The sequence below is a fragment of the Staphylococcus sp. GDY8P196P genome (genome assembly GCF_017891705.1).
GTDB lineage: Bacteria > Bacillota > Bacilli > Staphylococcales > Staphylococcaceae > Staphylococcus > Staphylococcus ureilyticus.
On record NZ_JAESJS010000010.1, the window covers coordinates 1 to 23,658 of the forward strand.

General features: G+C 32.1%; 22 protein-coding genes, 1 pseudogene and 2 other annotated features (1 of these 25 only partly in view). Of the genes and pseudogenes, 1 reads left to right on the top strand and 22 read right to left on the bottom strand.

What is annotated here, in order from left to right; all coding sequences use genetic code 11:
• Positions 1-23: 23 nt before the first annotated feature.
• The 7 genes and pseudogenes from radC to KA814_RS06945 all read right to left on the bottom strand — a co-directional run.
• A pseudogene (radC, locus tag KA814_RS06915) lies at positions 24-560 on the bottom strand (RadC family protein); the annotation flags it as partial.
• Positions 561-777: 217 nt separating this feature from the next.
• The gene (locus KA814_RS06920) at positions 778-987 is read right to left on the bottom strand and encodes a hypothetical protein (RefSeq protein WP_075100080.1); all 210 of its coding nucleotides are present in this window, start codon (positions 985-987) and stop codon (positions 778-780) included.
• Positions 988-1,144: 157 nt separating this feature from the next.
• Positions 1,145-1,966 (bottom strand): squalene/phytoene synthase family protein, encoded by an 822-nt coding sequence (locus tag KA814_RS06925; RefSeq protein WP_064208867.1) that lies wholly within the window; start codon positions 1,964-1,966, stop codon positions 1,145-1,147.
• Between the two features lie 233 nt (positions 1,967-2,199).
• On the bottom strand, positions 2,200-3,048 hold the full coding sequence (locus tag KA814_RS06930) for an aldo/keto reductase (RefSeq protein WP_046207648.1): 849 nt from the start codon (positions 3,046-3,048) through the stop codon (positions 2,200-2,202).
• A gap of 125 nt (positions 3,049-3,173) precedes the next feature.
• A complete protein-coding gene (locus KA814_RS13830) occupies positions 3,174-3,884 on the bottom strand; it encodes a prepilin peptidase (protein WP_064208866.1) in 711 nt (236 codons plus the stop codon).
• A gap of 180 nt (positions 3,885-4,064) precedes the next feature.
• A complete protein-coding gene (locus KA814_RS06940) occupies positions 4,065-5,327 on the bottom strand; it encodes a bifunctional folylpolyglutamate synthase/dihydrofolate synthase (protein WP_210122703.1) in 1,263 nt (420 codons plus the stop codon).
• A gap of 11 nt (positions 5,328-5,338) precedes the next feature.
• Complete coding sequence (locus KA814_RS06945) at positions 5,339-7,969, bottom strand: valine--tRNA ligase (protein WP_064208864.1); 2,631 nt, start codon at positions 7,967-7,969, stop codon at positions 5,339-5,341.
• Between the two features lie 40 nt (positions 7,970-8,009).
• Positions 8,010-8,250, bottom strand: a binding site (T-box leader).
• A gap of 58 nt (positions 8,251-8,308) precedes the next feature.
• Between KA814_RS06945 and KA814_RS06950 the strand changes: the two genes are divergently transcribed.
• Positions 8,309-8,887, top strand: coding sequence for a DNA-3-methyladenine glycosylase I (locus KA814_RS06950; protein WP_046207652.1), 579 nt, complete (start codon positions 8,309-8,311; stop codon positions 8,885-8,887).
• Between the two features lie 354 nt (positions 8,888-9,241).
• Here the strand turns inward: KA814_RS06950 and KA814_RS06955 are convergent, their stop codons facing one another.
• The 15 genes from KA814_RS06955 to infC form a co-directional block, all read right to left on the bottom strand.
• The gene (locus KA814_RS06955) at positions 9,242-10,324 is read right to left on the bottom strand and encodes an AbrB family transcriptional regulator (protein WP_064208863.1); all 1,083 of its coding nucleotides are present in this window, start codon (positions 10,322-10,324) and stop codon (positions 9,242-9,244) included.
• Positions 10,325-10,548: 224 nt separating this feature from the next.
• Positions 10,549-11,832 (bottom strand): glutamate-1-semialdehyde 2,1-aminomutase, encoded by a 1,284-nt coding sequence (hemL, locus tag KA814_RS06960; RefSeq protein ID WP_064208862.1) that lies wholly within the window; start codon positions 11,830-11,832, stop codon positions 10,549-10,551.
• Positions 11,833-11,846: 14 nt separating this feature from the next.
• On the bottom strand, positions 11,847-12,824 hold the full coding sequence (gene hemB / locus KA814_RS06965) for a porphobilinogen synthase (protein ID WP_046207655.1): 978 nt from the start codon (positions 12,822-12,824) through the stop codon (positions 11,847-11,849).
• Positions 12,814-13,500 (bottom strand): uroporphyrinogen-III synthase, encoded by a 687-nt coding sequence (locus KA814_RS06970; protein WP_046207656.1) that lies wholly within the window; start codon positions 13,498-13,500, stop codon positions 12,814-12,816. Before KA814_RS06970 ends, hemB begins: the two co-directional genes overlap by 11 nt.
• A gap of 18 nt (positions 13,501-13,518) precedes the next feature.
• On the bottom strand, positions 13,519-14,445 hold the full coding sequence (hemC, locus tag KA814_RS06975; protein WP_064208861.1) for a hydroxymethylbilane synthase: 927 nt from the start codon (positions 14,443-14,445) through the stop codon (positions 13,519-13,521).
• Between the two features lie 49 nt (positions 14,446-14,494).
• A complete protein-coding gene (locus KA814_RS06980) occupies positions 14,495-15,334 on the bottom strand; it encodes a cytochrome C assembly family protein (protein ID WP_210122704.1) in 840 nt (279 codons plus the stop codon).
• 21 nt (positions 15,335-15,355) lie between these two features.
• Positions 15,356-16,690 (bottom strand): glutamyl-tRNA reductase, encoded by a 1,335-nt coding sequence (gene hemA / locus KA814_RS06985; protein ID WP_210122705.1) that lies wholly within the window; start codon positions 16,688-16,690, stop codon positions 15,356-15,358.
• A 149-nt stretch (positions 16,691-16,839) separates the two neighbouring features.
• The gene (gene yihA / locus KA814_RS06990; RefSeq protein ID WP_046207659.1) at positions 16,840-17,427 is read right to left on the bottom strand and encodes a ribosome biogenesis GTP-binding protein YihA/YsxC; all 588 of its coding nucleotides are present in this window, start codon (positions 17,425-17,427) and stop codon (positions 16,840-16,842) included.
• Positions 17,428-17,698: 271 nt separating this feature from the next.
• Positions 17,699-18,961 (bottom strand): ATP-dependent Clp protease ATP-binding subunit ClpX, encoded by a 1,263-nt coding sequence (clpX, locus tag KA814_RS06995; protein WP_046207660.1) that lies wholly within the window; start codon positions 18,959-18,961, stop codon positions 17,699-17,701.
• A 186-nt stretch (positions 18,962-19,147) separates the two neighbouring features.
• Positions 19,148-20,458, bottom strand: coding sequence for a trigger factor (tig, locus tag KA814_RS07000; RefSeq protein ID WP_064208859.1), 1,311 nt, complete (start codon positions 20,456-20,458; stop codon positions 19,148-19,150).
• Between the two features lie 184 nt (positions 20,459-20,642).
• On the bottom strand, positions 20,643-21,569 hold the full coding sequence (locus KA814_RS07005) for a hypothetical protein (RefSeq protein WP_046207662.1): 927 nt from the start codon (positions 21,567-21,569) through the stop codon (positions 20,643-20,645).
• 12 nt (positions 21,570-21,581) lie between these two features.
• Entirely contained in the window at positions 21,582-22,193 is a 612-nt protein-coding gene (locus tag KA814_RS07010) for an NUDIX domain-containing protein (protein ID WP_064208858.1), read from the bottom strand.
• Between the two features lie 246 nt (positions 22,194-22,439).
• Positions 22,440-22,796, bottom strand: a complete 357-nt coding sequence (rplT, locus tag KA814_RS07015; protein WP_019468478.1) for a 50S ribosomal protein L20 — start codon at positions 22,794-22,796, stop codon at positions 22,440-22,442.
• 66 nt (positions 22,797-22,862) lie between these two features.
• The gene (gene rpmI / locus KA814_RS07020) at positions 22,863-23,063 is read right to left on the bottom strand and encodes a 50S ribosomal protein L35 (RefSeq protein WP_019468477.1); all 201 of its coding nucleotides are present in this window, start codon (positions 23,061-23,063) and stop codon (positions 22,863-22,865) included.
• Positions 23,064-23,091: 28 nt separating this feature from the next.
• Complete coding sequence (gene infC / locus KA814_RS07025) at positions 23,092-23,619, bottom strand: translation initiation factor IF-3 (RefSeq protein ID WP_037539866.1); 528 nt, start codon at positions 23,617-23,619, stop codon at positions 23,092-23,094.
• A gap of 23 nt (positions 23,620-23,642) precedes the next feature.
• Positions 23,643-23,658, bottom strand: a sequence feature (ribosomal protein L20 leader region) (it continues 113 nt past the right edge of the window).

Below are 23,658 nucleotides of genomic sequence, written 5' to 3' on the forward strand. Positions count from 1 at the left end.
GTTTAGGATACTATGTTTAATGTATCACCAGATGGATGGTTATGTAAAACGATAATCGCATTACTGGCACATTTAATCGCTTCACTAAATATTTCTCTTGGATGTACGATTGAAGCATTTAACGTACCTATAAATATTGTTTTCTTTTTTATAACGATATTTTTGGAATTTAAGAAAAGTACAATAAATTTTTCTTGTTTTAAGTGTTCCATCTGACCCATCATAAAGTCCGCCACATCTTTAGGGCTAGTGATTTGAATTTTATCATCGACGCTTCCAGAATGTATGCGCTCTCCTAATTCAAATGCTGCTTTCAATATAAGTGCTTTATACAGTCCCACACCTTTTATTTTGTTTAAATCGTTAATGGATAATGCTTTTAACTCTTTTAAATTACCTACTGATTTTAATAATTCATTAGCTATGTCTAAACTTGAACTACCTTTTCTACCTGTATTAATTAGAATAGCTAATAATTCAGCATGTGATAAATACCTAGCACCCTGACTCAACATACGTTCTCTTGGTTTTTGATGATCTGCAAGTTCATTTATTTTCAATAAATAACAACTCCTATGAAATAATCTAGATGTATTACAATATTGGTAAACTTAATCATTTGTAATGTCATTGGAATAAGATTCTTTAGAAGATTTCAAAAGTGAGATGTATTTATTCTACTACGAATGATATCTCATGTAGACTTTTTTCTCATTAATCTAATAATTGTTAATTTCTAGCTAAAAATTTTTAATTCAATATGAAACAGTTGCATCATTAAAATTTATGATTATCAAAATGATTACTATCATGCTGATATTTTCTAAAACTATCTATTAAAATGAAAATGCCTAATCCAAGTATGATTAAAGGAAGTATGATGATGAAATATATTGTGAGTTTCCCAAATATATTAGTTAAAAATGCTAAAGCAAATATTATTAAAAATACAAAATTTAATAAACTTAATAGTGTCGTTCTATTCATAACTGAATCCATCCTTAAATTAATGTCTGTTCAAAGATATCTCATAATAGTGCGTTAAAATTCGACAAATAAAATCACACATTATATATAATTAAAAAGCATAGTAAATTTCAACATGTAAATCTTACATATTAAAATAACTATGCTTTTAATCAAACTACTCTTCTTTTTTAACTTCTTCTACTGTTTTTTCAACTTCTTCACGTGTCATTTTTTCACGTCCATTTTTCATTGCTTTTAATGTTTTATGTGCGAACGCTAATGGTAAACGACAGAACAACAATATCGTTCTTTTATTGATAGCCTTCATGTATTCATCAGCTTTTGCTAAATTTTCTTCAGCATATGCAAATAAATCTGCGCGAGTCCAACCATCTGGAACAAAGCTTACGTCACGTTCTTCAAGATCTTCTTCCTCGTTACGAAGGATGTTGACAGCCTGGAGTCCTCTACCGTAGCCTATTGCTAAATCTCTATCTGTTTTAACGTTTGCACAAACATCCCAGAGTTTAGATAGCATTACACCTACAAGCCCAGCCACATAATATGTATAATCATCTAAATCATCGCGAGATTTAATTCTCCAATTAGCTTTTGCCCATTTTGCCATACCATACGCCATTTCACTAGAAGATTCTCTAACGATTGGCCGTGTGTGTTCAGGGCAAGCATCCAACCAATCTTCCAATCTTACTGTAACCTCTGGTAATTTATCTTTGACTGGATTTATGATTTCTAAATATTTTTCTGAATCAAAAGGTGTTTTAAGTAAATCGCTAATTTGCATTAACATATGATACTTTAAATCATTACTAATTTCTTCATGATCTTCAATTTCATCAATTGCACGCATAACTAAATATGCACAAGCTACAGAATGTTTTAGTTCTTTTTCTAAAAAAGTAATTGGAATATAAAACGTACGGCTTGTCTCTTTTAAAACGCGCATTGCATCTTTTGGGAATTTCTTTTCTGCCATTTTATGAGTTCCCCTCCCTTTTCTTGATATTATCATATTTTTAAATATTAAAATAGCATATGCTATACTATTAGCAGATTTATACTTATGTTATTTAAATATATTAAAAAGCGAGAATAAAATCGACTAAAATTAATCAATTCTATTTCCCGCTTCTAGGAGTTAACAAACACAGATTTTTAAAATACTAAGCTTCTAAAGATTTTAGTACTTAAATGTAACTTTAAATTCTATTATACAAACTCTTCGTATTCATAAGGATTTTGTCCTTCAACACGACCATTTTCACCTTTGTCTAATGCATCAATTTTAGCAATATCTTGATCTGATAGTTCAAAGTCTAGATAGTTAAAGTTATCACGTTGATGGTTATATTGTGATGCTTTAACTACAGGAAAAACATGTTTTTGGTTTACCCAATTAATAATGACTTGTGCTGTAGAACGATGATATTTTTCAGCAATTTCTTTAATTGTATCATTCATTAGCACATCATTAATCTCACGACCCAATGGACTCCACGCTTCTGATAAAATACCACGCTTATCATTTTCTTCAATTAATTCACTATTATTAAAGTATGGGTGAATTTCTATTTGGTTAGTTACCGGAGTAACTCCTGTTGCCTCAATGATGTCATCTAAATGATCAGGCATAAAATTAGATACACCTATTGATTTTATTAATCCATATTTTTGAGCATCAACTAATGCTTGCCAAGCTTCTACATATTTACCTTGTTTAGGATTAGGCCAATGAACTAGATATTTATCAAAATAATCTAAACCTGTTCTATAAAGAGATTCTTGTATCAAGTTAATTGCCTTATCATATTCATGAGCCGAACCTGGTAATTTGGCACTGACATAAATTTCTTCTCTTGGAATACTAGAACGACGAATAGCTTCACCTACCATCCCTTCATTATTGTAGTTAGTAGAAGTATCAATGACGCTATAACCTAGATTTAATGCATTTTCTAATTCTTTAACACCTTTACCACCTTGAATATTAACTGTACCTAATGCTATATGAGGTAATGTGGTACCATCATTTAATAGAAACTTTTTATTTAAACTCAATTTATAACTTCCTTTCAATATTAGGTGAGTTTTGTTACAAATCAACCTTAAATTGATTTTAAATCATTACTTTTATATTTTACCCTCTTTTAAGCATTTTTAATCGCTATAGTTGCCTGAATTAATCATAAATATCTAAATCCTACTTCGAAAATTCTTAAATGTAATAAAACTGTCTCTATACAAAAAGCAAGATATATAAATGGGATAAGTGGTATTTTAATTTTTCGTTTTTTTGTTTGAAGCACTAATATCGTTGAAATTACACTGCCTAGTAAGAAAGTAAGAAAGAGTATGTTAATAAAGATGGAATAAGGTATTAAGTAAGATAAAAGTGAACAAATTAATATATCGCCATATCCAATAGCATGTTTGAACAAGAAATAAAATATGTGTAGCAAGAATGTAACAATGACAAAATAATTAAGATGACCCTCAAAAATTATTGCACTAACAAAAGCAAATATTAAAAATATATGTAATGGGATAGAAAGTGTTTGTATATCAAAGAGAGCAAAAACAAGCAGAAATAAATATAAACATATGAAAGTACTTAACGCTTGTACGCTTGGATGAAATAGTGTATAAAGTGCTGGTACTACTGACAATATTTCACCTAAGATATAACATCTACTAAGCGTTTGATTACAGCACGACGCCTTTCCAAAAAGTCTAATATAACTGAATATTGGTATGATATCTCTGTACCTCAATTGCTTATTACAGAAATCACATTTAGATCTACTTACCAAATACTTTAATTTAAAAGTTTCTACAAAACATAACTGGTAAAGAAAACTAAATAATACAGGACATACAACAAACAATAACAGCAATGAATCGCCTCCTCTTGCTTATTATACCTGCAAGAGCCTAGCTTTTTAACAAAAATATCATTTTTTAAAGAATAGTAAATATTTGTAGAAAAAGCTAGTTAACTATTTAACAAAAACAATAAATACTTTTGGTTAAGTTGTAAAATAGTAACTAGCTTTATGATATTCAAATAAAAATATTTAGAAATTCACTTTCGCTTTAACTTCACTAATGAAATACAAACTACCTGTAATGACTAACCCTTGCCCTTCATAGTTTTCAATAAATTGAACAAAATCATCTACAGTTTCTTTTTGCTCGAATCGTATTTCATCATAAATTTCTTCTTTTGTACATGCTTTTGGAAAATCAAAATCGGTAATATACATTGTAGAAGCAATTGTTTTTAATTGATCAACCATTGCATGGATAGGTTTGCCATTAATAGCTGCATACAAAACGTCCACATTGTCTATTTTATAATAATCTTTTAATGTCTTTATGAGTGCTTCTATACTTTCTAAATTATGCGCACCATCTATAATCATCAATGGATCATCTTTAACCTTTTCAATTCTTCCTGTCCAATGCACTGCTTCAATCCCATTGATCATCTTGTTAAAATCTAATTCCACTAATCCTGATTCATTTAATTCGATTAATGCTGTAATTGCCAATGCTGCATTCTCTTTTTGATGTTCACCAAACATATCCAAAATAAGCGTTTCTAGTTCATAATTCTTATAGCGATATGTAAATTCCTCACCTTGTGAAATCACACTGATATCTCTATCTAACTCGATACCTTCTGCATTTTGTTGTTCTACAAAATCACGAATGACTTTAAGTGCATCTTCATTCTTCACAGCATATATAACAGGTGTTTCAGGTTTAACAATTGCACGTTTATCTTTGGCAATATCTACATATGTGTCGCCTAAAATATCAACATGATCTAAACCAATACTCGTTAAAATGCTAAGTATTGGTTTAAATACATTGGTAGAATCATTTTTTATACCCAAGCCTGCTTCTACTATTACAAAGTCAACCGGATGAATTTCTCCAAAATATAGAAACATCATCGTTGTAATAATTTCAAATTCTGTTGCTGTTCCAAGTTCTGTTTCTGCTTCTAATGCTTCACTTACTGGTTTTACCTTTTGAACTAATTCTACAATGGCATCATCGCTAATTGGTACACCATTTAAACTTATACGTTCATTAAACGTTTCTATAAAAGGAGATGTAAAGGTCCCAATTTCATATCCATTGTCAACAAGCGCTGACCTTAAATAGGCAACTGTTGATCCTTTACCATTTGTACCACCGACATGAATACCATTGATATTAAATTGTGGATTGTTTAATTTATCTAGCATCCACTCCATGCGTTTAACACCTGGTTTAATGCCAAATTTAGTTCGTTCATGTATCCAATATAAGCTGTCTAGGTAATTCATGTTAAGGACTCCTATGCTTTTAATTGATTAATGCGTTCTTGTACACCATCATATTTTTCTTGATATGTTTGCTTTTTCTCACGTTCTTCATTAATAATTTTTTCAGGTGCTTTATTAACAAAGTTTTCATTTGCTAGTTTCTTATTAACACGGTCTAACTCTTTTTCCCATTTTTTGAGTTCATTTTCTAAGCGTGTAATTTCTTTATCCATGTCAATCAAGCCTTCTAATGGTAATACGACTTCACCAGCAGAAGTAATAGATGTCATTGCTTTTTCAGGGATATCTATTGTTGTTTTAATAATCAACTCACTTGGATGACAAAATCTATCAATATAATTTGAATTATTTAATAAAGTCTCTTTTATATTTTCATTTTTTGCTTGAATAAAAATTGGAATTGCTTTAGATAATGGCGTATCTACTTCTAAGCGTGATTGTCTTACGGATTTAATTATTTCAACAAGTTGTTGCATCGTTTCTTTACTTTCATCAAATACTAACTCATTATTGGATTTTGGCCAAGCTGCATTGACAATCGTTTCACCTTCGTGTGGTAAATTTTGCCAGATTTGTTCTGTTACAAATGGCATAAATGGGTGCAACATTCTCATCGTATTATCTAATACATATGTTAATACAGAACGTGTAACTTGTTTTTGATCTTCATCTTCTCCGTTCATAGGTATTTTACTCATTTCTATATACCAATCGCAGAATTCATCCCAAATAAAGTTATATAAAGCTCTGCCAACTTCTCCAAATTCATAACGTTCACTTAAATCAGTGACTGTATCTATTGTTTCATTTAAGCGTGTTAAAATCCATTTATCTGCTAATGATAAATTACGAGTTAAGTCAACATCTTCAACTTTGAAATTGTCACCAATATTCATCAGACTAAATCTAGCAGCATTCCAAATTTTATTAATAAAATTCCAAATTGATTCAACTTTTTCCGTAGAATAACGTAAATCATGACCAGGAGATGACCCAGTTGCTAAGAAATATCTTAAACTATCTGCGCCGTACTCATCGATTACGTCCATAGGATCAACACCATTGCCTAAAGATTTACTCATTTTACGGCCATCTTCAGCACGTACTAATCCATGTAATAACACATCATTAAATGGTCGTTGTCCTGTAAACTCAAGTCCTTGGAATATCATTCTGGCAACCCAAAAGAAAATAATATCATAACCGGTTACAAGTACATTAGTTGGATAATAACGTTGAAAATCTTCGTTTTCAGTATCAGGCCAACCTAATGTTGAAAATGGCCAAAGCGCACTTGAGAACCAAGTGTCTAATACATCCTCATCTTGCGTCCATTCTTCTGAATTTTGTGGAGGTGTTTCACCGACGTAAATTTCTCCTGTTTCATTATGATACCATGCAGGTATTTGATGCCCCCACCATAATTGTCGTGAAATCGTCCAATCTCTAATTTCTTCCATCCAACGATTAAATGTTTTTTCAAATCTTTGAGGTACAAAATCAATTCTATTATCCGTTTTTTGGTTATTTAACGCTTGTTCTGCTAATGGTTTCATTTTAACAAACCATTGTGTGGATAGATAAGGTTCAACGACCGCACCAGAACGTTCAGAATGTCCAACAGAGTGTTCATGTTCTTCAATTTTAATCACTAAATCCTGTTCTTGTAAATCTTTTACTAATGCTTCACGACATTCAAATCTATCCATACCTTGATATTTACCAGCATGTGCATTCATATGACCAGACTCATCCATAACAGTAATGCGCTCTAGATCATGACGGTTACCAATTTCAAAGTCATTTGGATCATGTGATGGCGTAACTTTCATCGCCCCACTACCAAAATCGATATCCACATATTCATCTGCTAGAATTGGTAATTCTCTTCCAATTATAGGCAAGATTACAGTTTTACCTATCACATCTTTATAACGGTCATCATTCGGATTCACCACGATTGCAGTGTCACCTAACATTGTCTCAGGGCGCGTAGTTGCTATTTCTATATACCCATTGCCATCTGCGTAAGGATATTTGAAATGATAGAACTTGCCTTGAACATCTTCATGAATGACTTCTATATCAGATAAAGCAGTACGTGCAACTGGGTCCCAGTTGATAATGTATTCACCTCGATAGATGAGTCCTTTATTATACATATCGACGAATACTTTTTTTACCGCTTTACTAAGTCCTTCATCTAACGTAAAGCGTTCTCTACTATAATCTAAACCTAAACCTAATTTTGCCCATTGTTGTCTGATAAAATCAGCATACTCTTCTTTCCAGTCCCAGGCTTTTTCGAGGAATTTTTCTCTACCTAAGTCATGGCGAGATAAACCTTCTTCTTTGAGTTTCGCTTCTACTTTAGCTTGTGTCGCGATGCCAGCATGATCCATACCTGGTAAATATAGTGTGTCATACCCTTGCATACGTTTCATTCTTGTTATAATGTCTTGTAATGTTGTATCCCAGGCATGACCTAAATGTAATTTACCTGTTACGTTTGGGGGTGGAATAACAATTGTATATGTTTCTTTTGAATGATCTTCTGCTGCTTTAAAATAGCCATTACTGACCCATTGATCATAACGCCCAGCTTCAACTTCGTTTGGATTATATTTGGGGTTCATTTCCATGTTTAAAATCCTCCTTAAATAAATAAAAACCCATCCTATAAAATAGGACGGGTTTACCGTGGTACCACCTAAATTCAAGAAATTAACATAATAATTTCAAGCACTTAAAATTATGATTAACGCTCAAACACGCCTTAACCTACTTTATTATCTTTGTTTTGACAAATTTCAGCTAAAGTTCAATGAGGGCTACCTTCAATAAGTTAAACTGTACATTTTCAGCGACCATGTACTCTCTGTTAAATTTCAGCTTATTTACTCTTCCCATTAGACAATATTTCTTTACTTGATTATAGTATAATGGATATGAAAATAAGTCAATAAAATGGAGTGAAATTTATGAATGAATGTGCGTTCGGCACTACAGATCCTGTATATATTAATTATCACAATGAAAGTTGGGGACATCCTATATATGATAGTTTGAAATTGTTTAAATTAATGGCGTTAGAATCCCAACATGCTGGTCTATCTTGGTTAACCATTTTAAAGAAAAAAGAAGCGTATGAACAAGCATTTTATAATTTCAATCCAGCTAAAATTGTAAAAATGACTTCAGAAGATATTGATAAGTTAATGGCATTTCCTAATATTGTTCATAACAGAAAAAAATTAGAGGCTATTGTCAATCAAGCTAAAGGTTATTTCAAAATTGAGCAAGATTACGGCAGTTTCAGTAAATTTTTATGGTCTTATGTCGATCATAAACCACTCGATTTAGGTTATATTCAATCAAGTGAACGGATTACAGTCGATCAACGTGCAACTGAACTTTCTAAAAAATTAAAACAATATGGATTTAGTTTTTTAGGTCCGGTAACTGTCTTCTCATTTTTAGAGGCAGCAGGACTATATAACGCTCACTTACAATCATGTCCTTATAATCCTAATATATACAACGGTGAGGGTTTTCATTAACATCAAACTAGTTTTGGTATAAAAAGTGACATGCTCCCTCATAGTTTTTATTTTTAAATGTCTACATGGAGGAGCATATTAGAGACTTTGTCGTCAGTCTGGCATGAGCTTTTGTTCATGTTTTTAGATTAAACAACTAGGAATCTTTCAAAAGTGAATCGATGTCATAAATATATAAATGATATGCATAAAATCATGAAAATGTAAATTTATAAAAACCACTCCGAAGAGTGGTCAAAAGGATGAAGTACTGGAGGTACTTCTCTTCTATAATATCAAACAGAAATGCGTTGTTCAATATATTAAATATTAAATTATTGTAAAAAAATAAAAGATTTACAAAGTTATATTTCGCTAATCATTTTTATTGCTTTCACGTTGACTTTCTCTAAATTTAAGAAAATAATTTAACATCGGTGCAATTAAAAATAATATAAAGAAAATTCTAAAGATATGATAACTAGATATCATCGCAACATCTGCGCCAGTTTCAATAGCAACTAATACGATTTGACTCATACCCCCAGGCGCAGCACCAAGGAATAGTTCATTTACTTGATGATGAGATACCGTTGCTATAAACAAGACCATGACAAATGCTAATAATATCAATAAAATATTCTGAAATGCTATTGCTATTGCAATTCTTCCTTTCATTTGGTCAAGTAATTTTGCTATTTGTATCCCTATTCGAATCATATATATGATTTGTGCTGCAGCAATGATGTAATTATCTAATGTGAAAGTCACGCCTGTAACTAAGTTCCAACATATCAGTACGAGGATAGGCGCAAGTAATTGCTTGGTTGGAAAATTTATTTTTGACATAACAAAATAAATAGCGACTATTGCGATAATGAGTAAAGCCATATTGGGAATTGTTAAAGCCCGTGTCAAAACTTCTGTAGATTGTCCAGACGTTGAATGATTTCCAGGGCTTTGAAAAAAATACGAAATAAATGGCACTAATATAACTACGAAAATGATTCTTGATGTTTGAGTTAAACTAACAACCATGATATTCGCTTTTTTATTTTCTTCTGCCATTATTAACATTTGACTTAAAGCGCCAGGAATTACACTTAAAATTGCCGTTTCAGTATTTACATTGGCAATTTTTTTGAAAAAATAAGCAATGATTAGTGCTAAAATAAGTAACATAATTGTTATTAAAACAATCGTGAGCCAATCATCTTTAATGTCAAATATGACATTTTTAGTAAACGTAGAGCCAATTTGAACACCTAAAAGCACTAACCCGATTTGGCTCAACCAAAACGGCCACTTTATATCTAAATGTAAATAGCGTATACAAACGATACTAGCAATAATTGGACCAAACATAAATGGTAGCAAAACATGGGCAGCATTTAGTGCCAAACTAAAAATAAGCGCTAATATTAATACGATTATATTATTTTTAAAATGCTTATTCATATGCTCACAACTTTCCTTAGTATCGTTATATATACATGTCTAACTAAAACAATGGAGCGAGTTAGAAATCAAAATGCTTAATTTGATTTCGAATCCTCGCCCCATTAAGGTAAAAAGAACTCTAAAAAGTAAGTACAATTAAATATTTGTTAATGAAGCTTTTAAAATACTGTTTAATTTGGCTAAGTAGTAAATACCAACATTAAATTTTTAAATGACTAACATTAAACAATACGACTTAAAGCAGTATCAAATGCTGCTAATGTTTTTTCTATGTCCGCTTCTGTATGGGCAGTAGAAAGGAAAGTCCCCTCGAATTGAGAAGGTGGTAAAAATACGCCTTCTTTAGCCATTTCTCTATACATTTGACTAAACATTTCTAAATCACTTTGGTTTGCTTCTTCAAAATTAGTTACCGGTCCTTCATTCAGGAAATACCCTATCATAGAACCTGCACGATTCACAGTTATGGGTACATTATGTTTTTTAAAAATATCTTTTAATCCACTTTCTAATATATCTCCCAGTCTATTGAAATAATCATATGACTCTGGTGTTAATTGTTTCAAAGTTTCATAACCGCTTGTCATAGCTAGCGGATTTCCTGATAATGTTCCTGCTTGATATATATTACCTGATGGTGCTATATGGTCCATGATTTCTTTTTTACCGCCAAATGCTGCTGCAGGTAATCCACCACCTATAACCTTACCGAGACAAGTTAAATCTGGCATCACATCAAAGTAACCTTGTGCACAATGATAACCTACTCTAAAGCCAGTCATAACTTCATCAAATATTAATAATGAGCCATATTCATTTGTGATATCTCTTAAACCTTGTAAGAATCCATCAACTGGTGCTACAACACCCATATTGCCTGCTACTGGTTCAACGATAACGCCAGCAATGTCATCACCAAACTCTTCGAAAGCTACTTTTAATGATGCCAAGTCATTATATGGCACTGATATTGTATTTTTAGCAATACCTTCGGGTACGCCAGGAGAATCTGGTAATCCTAAAGTTGCAACGCCAGATCCAGCTTTGATTAAAAGCGAATCGCTATGACCATGATAACATCCAGTGAATTTCACTATTTTATTTCTACCAGTATAACCTCTTGCTAAACGTAATGCATCTAATGTTGCTTCTGTTCCTGAAGATACCATACGTAGTTTTTCAATGGAAGGTACACGATCAATAACTAATTCTGCTAACTTGTTTTCAATTAATGTAGAAGCACCAAAACTTGTTCCATTATCAACAGCTTCATGTAATTTTTCATTAACTTGTTTATTTTTATGACCTAAGATTAATGGTCCCCAACTTAGAACATAATCAATATATTCATTGCCATCAATATCGTATATTTTTGAACCTTCTCCATGATCCATAAAAATCGCAGGTGTATCTACAGATTTAAATGCTCTAACTGGACTATTTACGCCCCCTGGCATTAGATTTTCAGCTGTCTTCATTGCTTCTATAGAATTATTATATCCCATTTAAAATTGCCTCCTTATTGTTCATCAATATATCTACAAATATCTTTAGAGAAATATGTGATAATCATGTCTGCGCCTGCACGTTTCATTGAAATCATCTGTTCCATCACAACTTGTTTTTCATCAATCCAACCATTAAGTGCAGCAGCTTTTGTCATGCTATATTCACCACTTACATTGTATGCAATTACTGGTACATTAGTCGTATTTCGCACATCTCTAATAATGTCTAAAAAGCTTAATGCCGGTTTAACTATCATCATATCTGCACCTTCATGTAAATCACTGTCTAGCTCTCTCAATGCTTCTCTTCTATTTGCTGGATCCATTTGATACGTTTTTCTATCGCCAAATTGAGGTGCAGACTCAGCAGCATCACGGAATGGACCGAAAAAGCTAGAAGCATATTTTATACCGTAACTCATGATTGGTATATTATAATAACCAGCATCATCTAAACCTGCTCTAATTTCTGCAACAAAACCATCCATCATATTACTTGGTGCAATGATATCAGCACCCGCTTCTACTTGTGAAATAGCAGTTTTCACTAGTAATGGTAAAGATTTATCATTGTCTACATCATTTGTTTTTTCATCAATAACACCACAATGACCATGGTCAGTATACTCACATAAACAAGTGTCTGCAACAACGAGTAAATCACTGTACATTGCTTTGGCTTTTCTTGTTGCTTCTTGAACAATACCATTATGATCAAAAGCGCCTGTACCGATGGCATCTTTTTCATTAGGTACACCAAAGAACATGATGCCTCTGATACCTAAATCATATGCTTCTTTAATTTCTTCATCAAGCAGATTTAAACTAAGTTGATACACACCTGGCATTGACTTAATTTCTTCTTTAACATTGTCTCGTTCTACCACAAAAATAGGATAAATTAAATCTTCTTTGTGTATATGTGTTTCACGAACCATTTCTCTCATAGATTTACTACTACGTAATCTTCTATGTCTATCAAATTGCATCATTTTCCCAACTTTCTTCAACTTTATTTATTAATGAATCTAACGTTTGAATATTTGATGTTGTTGCATCATAACCATATTGTTTGACCGTGTCTAAGGTTTGTTGTCCTATGACATAATAATGATTAAATCGCGGTGTTTCACTTTGCTCAAAAAAATATTTTACTGCAGATGAACTCGCAAAAGTAATGACATCTAGCTCATTATTTCGCATCATACGTTTAACATCTGCTATATTTTTAGTATGTGGCACTGGACGGTATAAATCAATTTTACAAACTTGATACCCTTGTTGATATAAACTTCTCTGCAATAAAGGACGTGCATAAGCACTTGAAGGAATCAATATTTTACTGTTTTTTGCAGTTTGAAAACATTTAAGAAAACCTTCTTGTGAATAATCTGAAGGATAAAATAATACATCTAATCCCAATGATTTACAATATTCTGCAGTTTTAGCGCCTATTGCAGCAAAATTTTTTACGTTCACTTGCGATAGAAATGGTTGAAAATACTTCACTGCGTTCTTAGACGAAAAAATAAGCCAGTCATAGTCGACATCTAATAAATTTATATCAAATGATAAAGGTTCTACATCTATAAACGGCTTGTGTAAAATATGCTTATCATCTTGTTTAAATTTAGAAGTTTGTGTCATAACTATAACTGGTCTCATTATTTTCACCTCGAACGATTATTGTTCTTCGTTTAGTGCTTTTATTATTTCGTACGCACCTTGTGCATTTAAGACTTCTGTTACTTTTTCACCTAATTCAACAGGATCATTCCCGCGCTCGGTATGTTCGTAACGTTCTTTACCATCAGGTGACATAATTAGTCCTGTAAATTCTATTGTACCATCACTATTTTTACTAGCATAGCCCCCTATAGGCACTTGGCAACTTCCATTCATGCGTTCTAAAAATGTACGTTCGGCAGTTACACATTCTGCAACATCCTCATTGTGGACTTTAGCAAGAAGCTCTAGCAGCTCCTTGTCATCAGAACGACATTCTATACCCAATGCACCTTGACCGATTGCAGGGATCAAAGTATGCTCATCTAAATATGATGTTACGATATCATCTGACCAACCCATACGTTTTAGCCCTGCTGCAGCTAATAATATGGCATCATAATCTTCATTATTTAATTTATTCAATCGTGTGTCAATGTTACCGCGAATCCATTTTATTTGTAAATGTGGATATTTTGCAAGTATTTGTGCACCACGTCTTAGCGAACTGGTACCAACAATACTTTGATTTGGCAATGATTCTAGCGGAACATGATTTTTAGCAATATATGCATCGTATGGATTTTCTCTGTCAGGTATGCAGCCTAAAGTCAATCCATCTGGAATTACGCTTGGAACATCTTTTAAAGAATGAATTGCCATATCAATTTCTCCATTAAATAGAGCATTTTGAATTTCTTTAACAAATAGACCTTTTCCGCCCACTTTAGATAATTGTTTATCTAAAATTCGATCGCCTTTCGTTACGATTTCTTTTATTTCCACTTCTAAACTTGGATCTACCATTTTTAATTTATCAATAAATTGTCTACTTTGTGTTAAAGCTAACTTACTTCTTCGTGAACCTACTACTAATTTACGCATCATGCGCAACCTCCTAGAAACAAGTCTATTCATTCAACTAAATCACACTTCAATAAATACCTGTCCATTGATGAAAATCAGATATATGTGAAGCGAAAAATAAATTAATCATACTAAGACAAAACAATATGATATTAAAATAAATTAATTTGTGCTTTGTTAGCATTTTTTTAACTCTAAAAATTAAATAAATTCCATATAGTAATGTTATGATTGAAGACATAATAACTTTAGGATCTACAATGATATTTACCCCTAATGTATTAAACCCCCATTGTGCACCTAATACAATACTTAATATGATGAATATGAAACCAATTAAACTACTGTAAAATACCACTTGTTCAAGCGTAGCTACACTACCTATTCTAAAATATTTCTGGTCAAACCGTTTTTGCTTCAAATTATTGTATTGTATTAAATATAAGATACAATTTACAAACGCAAAGGCAAAAAATGCGTAACTAATTACCGCCAAACTTATATGCACAATAAGCAATTCATTGATAATATTGAGTTTTTCACCAGTGCTTTGATAATGCATAGGTTGGAACGTATTGATTGCAATAAATAAAAAACCAATCATATTAAATAAAAATATAGATAAGTTTATTTGTTTTATCACATTGATTACTATGGAAATAGAAATAATAAGCCATGCTACAGCAAAAAACACATCAAATATATTACCTAATGGAATTTGTTTCGTTACATTTACATATAAAGATAAAGAGATTGTTTGTAACATCCAAACAATCCCCAATGAAACAAAACCAATCATTTTAACTCTATGATGCTTTTTCAAAAAATCATAAAAATAACAAGCAATGCTAAATAAATAAATTAATAATATAAGTTCATTTAATCTAATGAACGAAAATTCTTGCATATCATCACCATTTGCATTTACTTATTCAAAACTAAAAATTTGACTTGTTGTTGTTACATTGCGTTTTTTCTCTTTTGGTTTATAGGCTTGTTCAGCTTCAATGTCAAAAATGTTTTGAAATAGCTCTAATTTTTCGTTACTTTTTTTGTCACTACTCAACTCTTTTGCTTGCTTAATAGGATCTTTTAACATTTGATTTATGATACTTTTAGTGTGTTTTGATATCACTTTACGTTCTCTTTCTGTTAATCCAGGGAGTTTTCGATCAATACTACTCATTGTATCTTCTTGAATATCCATCGCTTTTTCTCTAAGCGCGCGAATAACAGGAACAACACCTAACATATTAACCCATTCATTATGTGCATCAATTTCTGCTGGAATTCTTTGTAAAATTTCATCAGCAGCATTTTGACGTTGTTTTAGGTTCGCGTCTACTAAACCTTTCAAATCGTCAACATCATAATTAAAAACATCTTGAATCGTATCTATGCCTGGTTCAATATCTCTTGGAACCGCAATATCTATCAACACGAGAGAATCATTTTTCCGTTGTGATTGAATCGTAGCCATCATGCTATTTGTAATGATATATTCATCTGAACTCGTTGAACTAATCACAATATCCGCATGTGCCAAAAGTTGTGGTAGTGCCTCTATAGATTCATATTTAACATTGTGTGCAGTTGCTAATTTCTGTGCTTTACTCACAGTCCTATTAACAATGGTTACATCAGTTACGTCTGAACCTATCAAATTCAAGAGTGATAGCTCACTCATATCCCCTGCACCAATAATCAAAGCACTTTTATTATTAATTTTGCCAAATACTTTTTTACTAAGTTCAACTGCTGCATATGAAACACTAACTGCATTATCTGCAATATCCGTTTCATTATGCGCTTTTTTCGCAAAAGTAATCGCTTGTTTAAACAGATGATTAAATATAGTACCAGTTGTATCTTCTTCTTGAGCAATAAAGAATGCATCTCTAATTTGTCCAAGAATTTGAGTTTCTCCTAACACTACAGAATCTAAGCCTGAAGTAACTTGCAATAAATGTCTTACTGCTGCGTCCCCCACAGTTACTTCAGTCATTTCTTTAATCTCTTCAACATCAAACCCAAAATTTCTCGCTAAAAAACGTTGAATATAATAGCGACCTGTATGAATTTGATCAACAACAGCATATACTTCTGTGCGATTACAAGTTGATAATATTACATTTTCTAAAATAGATTTAGTTTCGAATAAATCAACATTGGCTGAACGTATGGCATCATCTTTAAAAGCAACTTGTTCTCTTAGTGCTACATCTGCTTTACGATGATTAATGCTTATCGCAATTAAATGCATTTATAACGCCCTCCATACATATTACAATAACTAAATTATAACACAATTATCATTTGAGTTAAGCATATTGCACACGTAAATTAGAAATATTCTAATCTACATTCAAATAGTTGTCATAATTTATAGGCTTTAACCGTTTTCTCAACATTCTATATATATTTTGCAATTATATCCCATACTTGTTGTTGCTTATTCGCTTGGATAGAAGAATAACTGATAATTTCATCTTCAGGTTCCATTTCAAGTTTTCGCTGGACATTGGCTAAATGTTTCTGTACTTTACCTTTAGCGATTTTATCTTCTTTTGTAGCAACTACTAATGTCGGAATATCAAAATACTTCAAATAGTTATACATTAAAATATCATCTTCTGTAGGATTATGTCTCAAATCAACAAGCTGAATGACAAGTTTTAAAGACGTTCTCTGAGAAATATATTTTTCAATCATTTTTCCAAACGCTTCACGTTGTTTTTTACTCACTTTAGCATAACCATAACCTGGCACATCTACAAATACCAGTTGATTATCAATATTATAAAAATTGAGCGTTTGTGTTTTACCTGGTTGTTGTGAAGTTCGTGCCATATTTTTACGTCCAATCATACTATTAATAAAAGATGATTTACCAACATTGGAACGACCACTGAGTCCTACCTCGCTCAAACCAGTTTCAGGATATTGTTCAGGCTTTACCGCACTGATTAATAATTCTATTTCATTAGGATTTATTTTCATTACCGACCCTCTTTTCTATTAAAGTCACTTCATTATTATATTACACAATTTCACTTATTTATATGTATTTTTATATGATTTATATTCCATTTTAAAAGAAAAAGGCTAAGACACATTTAAAATGTCTCAGCCTTTTAGTCTTAATTTTCAACATTGACTAATATAAAACTTTGATACTCTAATATATACAACGTTAATCAAAACTCATAGGGCAACCAGTACTAATCAATTGATTCGCTTTGATTCAGCCCTTTATTTTCAAACTATTTTATTAAGCAGAAGTTTGTTCCTTATTAACGAGATTTCCTTCTTTATCGTATAGTTCAGGATCTTTTTCATCATTAATCGTTTCTTCAGTGATTACCACTTTTACAACACCATCAGAAGATGGAACATCATACATAATATCGATTAATGCTTCTTCAATAATTGAACGTAAGCCACGCGCACCTGTTTTACGCTCAATCGCTTTGTTACTAATTGCAGACAATGCTTCGTCTGTAAATTCTAGTTCTACATCATCTAGTTCTAACATTTTTGTATATTGTTTTACTAAAGCATTTTTTGGTTGTGTTAAAATATTTTTCAATGCATCAACATCTAGTGTTTCTAGATTTGCAACAATAGGCACACGACCAATAAACTCTGGAATTAGACCGTATGATTGTAAATCTTCAGGTCTGATTTGTTCTAAGATAGCATCCTCATCATATTTAGATGCTTCACTACTAGAAAATCCAATGACTTTTTCACCTAGTCTACGTTTAATGACTTCATCAATACCGTCAAATGCACCACCAAGTACAAACAAGATATTTGTAGTATCTATTTGAATTAATTCTTGGTTAGGATGTTTACGTCCGCCTTGTGGTGGCACGCTTGCAGTTGTACCTTCAAGAATTTTCAATAGCGCTTGTTGTACACCTTCACCTGAAACATCTCTTGTGATAGAAGTATTTTCTGATTTTCTAGCGATTTTGTCGATTTCATCGACATAAATGATACCTTTTTCAGCTTTATCTATATCAAAATCAGCTGCTTGAATTAAGCGAAGTAATATATTTTCAACGTCATCGCCAACATATCCGGCTTCAGTGAGACTCGTAGCGTCTGCGATTGCAAAAGGCACATTTAATGTTTTAGCTAAAGTTTGGGCTAAAAGGGTTTTACCGCTACCTGTTGGACCAATTAAAGCAACGTTACTTTTTTGTAATTCCACGTCATCTTCATTTGGACCTAAATTTTGAACACGTTTATAATGATTATATACAGCGACAGCTAGAGATTTTTTAGCTTTTTCTTGGCCAATAACATAATCATTTAATTGATCCATAATTTCTTTAGGAGTTGGTAATTCTGTTAGTCCTTCTGATTCTGATTGAGCTAACTCTTCTTCAACTATTTCTGAACATAGCTCAATACATTCGTTACAAATATATACGCCACTTCCTGCGACCAATTTTTTAACTTGGTCTTGATCTTTACCACAGAAAGAGCATTTTAAATTTTCTTCATCTTCATTGAATTTGAACATTCTATTTACACCCCTATTCCCTAAAGACTATACTAGATAGCATTTTAATATGCAACTTGAACAAATCTCAAGTTTTTTGCACAAAACATTGTAGCAGACACATTAATTGAATGCATCTGCTACTAGTTTACAATATTAAACAACTATACTTTGTTTCTACAAACAATATGCTTGTGACATTTTTAGTTATGCTTCAGAGTCATCTTTAGATGGTTCTACTAATTTCGCTTCTTCTACTAACATATCAATAACCTTTTGAATACGTACATCATTTTTAACAATGTCAGTGTTACCTAGTGTTTGTTTAATATCTTCTACAGATATATTAAACTGTTCACTCATTTTTTCTAATTCTTTGTCGATGTCAGCATCAGATACTTCTACTTCTTCTGCATCAGCAATCGCAGTTAATGTTAAATTTGTTTTAACGCGTTCCTCAGCATCATCTTTCATTTGCTCTCTTAATTGTGACTCATCTTGTCCAGAAATTTGGAAATAAGTTTCTAAATTAAGACCTTGTTGTTGCATACGTTGTCCAAATTCTTGAACCATGCGGTCTAACTCAGTTTTAATCATCGCTTCTGGAACATCAATTGTTGTGTTATTCGTAGCTTTATTAATAGCTTCTTCTTTTTGAGTATTCTCAGCGTCTGTAGCTTTTTGTTCAGCTAAACGTTTACGTAAGTTTTCTTTATACTCATCAACTGAGTTAGCCTCTGCATCTAATTCGTTTGCAATTTCATCATTTAATTCTGGAACGTCTTTATATTTGATTTCATTAACTTTTGTTTTGAAAGTAGCTTCTTTTCCAGCTAATTCTTCAGCATGGTATTCTTCTGGGAATGTTACATTAATATCTTTTTCTTCGCCAGTTTTAACACCAACCAATTGTTCTTCAAAACCTGGAATAAATGAACCTGAACCAATTTCAAGGTCGTAGCCTTCAGCTTGTCCACCTTCAAATTGTTCACCATCAACATAACCATCAAAATCAATGTTTACCGTATCACCATTTTCAACTGCACCATCTTCTTTAACAACCATTTCTGCTAGATGTCCAAGTTGATGATCGATTGATTCTTGTACTTCTTCTTCAGTTAATTCAGTATTTTGTTTTTCAATTTCTAAACCTTTGTAATCACCAAGTTCAACTTCAGGTTCAACTACAACATTTGCTTCAAATGTCATGTCTTTACCTTTTTCAATTGATGTTACATTGATTTCTGGTTGATCAACTGGTTTAATGCCAGTTTCGTCAATAGCTTCACCATACGCTTCTGGTAATAAGATATCAACTGCATCTTGATACAATGCTTCTACACCAAAGCGTTGTTCAAAAATTTGGCGAGGTACTTTCCCTTTACGGAAGCCCGGCACATTAATTTGTTTAACCACTTTTTTGAAAGCTTGATCAATTGCTTTGTCTACTTTTTCTGCTGGAACAGTAACAGATAAAACACCTTCGTTACCTTCCTTTTTTTCCCAAGTTGCTGTCATGTATAAAAACCTCCATGATTATCCTATTTTATTTTTTCAACTTCATTATTATAGCACACGTCAAAGCTCGACACAAATTATGAATTTTATATGAATAATTAATAAAAAGTTGAAATTTATTATAATTTTATATTACCTCTTAACTCCATTACCCATTTTTCATATGAGTTAATGATAAAACTACTTATTTTTCTTTATCTAACGACTCAATGAATGCAAGCACATGATTCGTTTCATCGATACTTTCTAAACCTAACATTGATTTGAAATAATTTGTATAACCTTCTATCCAAGTTTCCTTTGTTGCAATGAGTTCAACATTTAATGGATAAAGTAAAATGGCATGATTATTCAGCATATGAAGCGCTTCTTCTACAAGTTGTTGTGCTGCACCATCTTCAAGTTGCTTCAGAACGTTAGGTATAACTTCAGTTTTAAATAAAGTTTGTTCTAGCCCTTCAAGATTCTGTGGAATCACATTGATTTCATATCCATATTTATGAATAGAAATCGTTTGGTCATTTTTTGCAAAACGCAAGTATTCCAACATAATAGTTACGACATTCGGTGCGAGTTTCAGCTCATTCAACAAATGAATCACTGTATCTTGATAACGATATTGACTATGATCTATGAGCGTCAACATAATGTTAACTTGTTCTTTAAGTGTTAATGTATCAAAACTTTGTAGCATTTGAGCTGCATGTTCATTATGTTTATCAATTTGGCTTAAAGCAAATTCCTTGATTGGAAATAATTCCATTCTAGTCTTATGATCATTGACTTCATCTATGATTTGATTAATAATTTCAACAACTTCAAAATATTGTCCTAAGCCATTTAAACTTTTAACATAATAAATCATCAAATCATCATAATTAGATATACCTTGTTTTAATAGAATGATTGCTTCTTCACGTAGCTCTAAATAATGTTCCATTTTAAAAAGCATCGCACATTTTAATAAAGCCATTTGTTCATCAAGTTCGAACTGAGCTTCTAATGACTCAAACAACTGATAAGCTTGTGCTAAATTATTTTCATTAAAAGCTTGTTTAATTTCTCTAATCAACTTTTCTTTTGATCTCGGAAATGGAATGATATCAGACATTAATCAACACCTCTATTGTATTGCCTGTAAAATGAGCGCACTCCATGTTTCAAAGTCATCATAATTGTCTATCTTGTTATGGTTGACCCATTTAATTTTTAAAGTGTCGGTCTCTTTTGCTTCTACATCATTACTGTTAACATTAATCTTAAATACAACACCTAAATGTACTTCACCAACTTCATTTGTATCATCATTGATAAAGCCTATGTATGCTAAATTTTGTGATTTACTTTCAGAAAGGCCTACTTCTTCATTTAATTCTCTCTGAGCGTTCACTCTAAGCACTTCATTAATAGATTCAGCACCTTTAACGTCATTCATATGGCCGCCAACACCGATCGAAGACTGACCATGCAAACGCGTTTCTCCGCCACCTGAGAGTCGTTCATAAACTAATATTTCATCGTGCTCATTTTCTAAAATGCAATACGAAATAAGTTGTTTATAACTTGGATCTTCTTCCATATCACCACGTCGTTTAATTTCATAATTCGATAGTGTTTCAAAAATGTCTTGTCCCTTGTTCGAATTTTTATCTAAAAATCCATTAAACTGATTATTTTCATTATCAAATAAAATTTTTCTTGGTACTACCGTAATCATTTCGTCAAATTTAGACATTAGTTTCTCCTTCATATGTGACTTCCTTGTCATTTTATCAAAACATTCACGTATCTCAAAACAATACTAATAGCAAAACGCTTACTCGCAGGTAAATTATTAATCATCTAATATTTCAACCTTTGAATCTAAATCATTAACCTTATAAAGGTATTAACACAAGCATATCTATCATAAAGTATTTACGCAGTGCCAATACCACATAAAAGCCTGAGACAATATGGTGTCCCAGGCTTTATTTGAAAATTATTTTAAAGCTTCTTTAGCTTTTGCTACTAATTCACCAAAAGCTTTGTCATCTGAAATCGCGATTTCAGAAAGCATTTTACGGTTTACGTCGATATCAGCTTTTTTCAAACCATTCATTAATCTTGAATAACTCATGTCATGTTGACGTGCTGCAGCATTAATACGTGTAATCCATAATTTACGGAAGTCACGTTTTCTTTGACGACGGTCACGGAAAGCATATTGACCTGATTTCATAACTTGTTGTTTTGCAACTTTATATAATGTGCGTTTTGCACCAAAGTAACCTTTAGCTAATTTAATCGTCTTTTTACGACGCGCTCTTGTTACTGTTCCACCTTTTACTCGTGGCATAATAAATTCCTCCTTAAAATGTGTACATTCTTAAATTTTTCGCTGTTTCTCAGGCTATCTCGTCAATTATTTTTTATAAGATAATAATTGTTTTACACGTTTCATGTCTGATTTGTGCACTAATGAAGCTTTACGTAATTTACGTTTTTGTTTAGTTGTTTTATTTGCAAACATATGTGAAGTGAAAGCTCTTGAACGTTTTAATTGACCTGAAGCAGTTCTTTTAACACGTTTAGCAGCTCCACGGTGGGTTTTCATTTTAGGCATGATTCATTTCCTCCTGTATTATCTAATATTATTTTTCGTTTATTGGGTTAAGCATAATGAACATTTGACGACCGTCCATTTTAGGTCTTTGCCCAATAGTTGCGATATCTTTACATTCTTCAGCGAATTTTTCTAAAACTCGTTGACCAATTTCTTTATGCGTAATCGCACGTCCTCTGAAACGAATAGAAACTTTACATTTATCGCCTTTTTCTAAGAACTTACGTCCATTTTTCAATTTAGTTTGGAAATCATGTTCCTCAATTGTTGGACTTAAGCGAATTTCTTTAAGGTTGATTGTTTTTTGTTTCTTCTTCATTTCTTTTTCTTTTTTCTGTTGTTCGAATTTGTATTTACCGTAATCCATAATCCTTGCAACAGGTGGTTTAGCGTTTGGAGCCATTAAGACTACATCTAAACCTACTCTTTCAGCCATTTCTAGGGCTTCGGATTTTGATTTAACACCAATTTGTTCTCCGTCTTGCCCTATCAAACGTAATTCTTTTGCGCGAATCTTTTCGTTAACTTGAGTCTGATCTTTTGCTATGGTTGACACCTCCAAGATTTTTACGAAATTATCCCAAGCAAAAAGAGC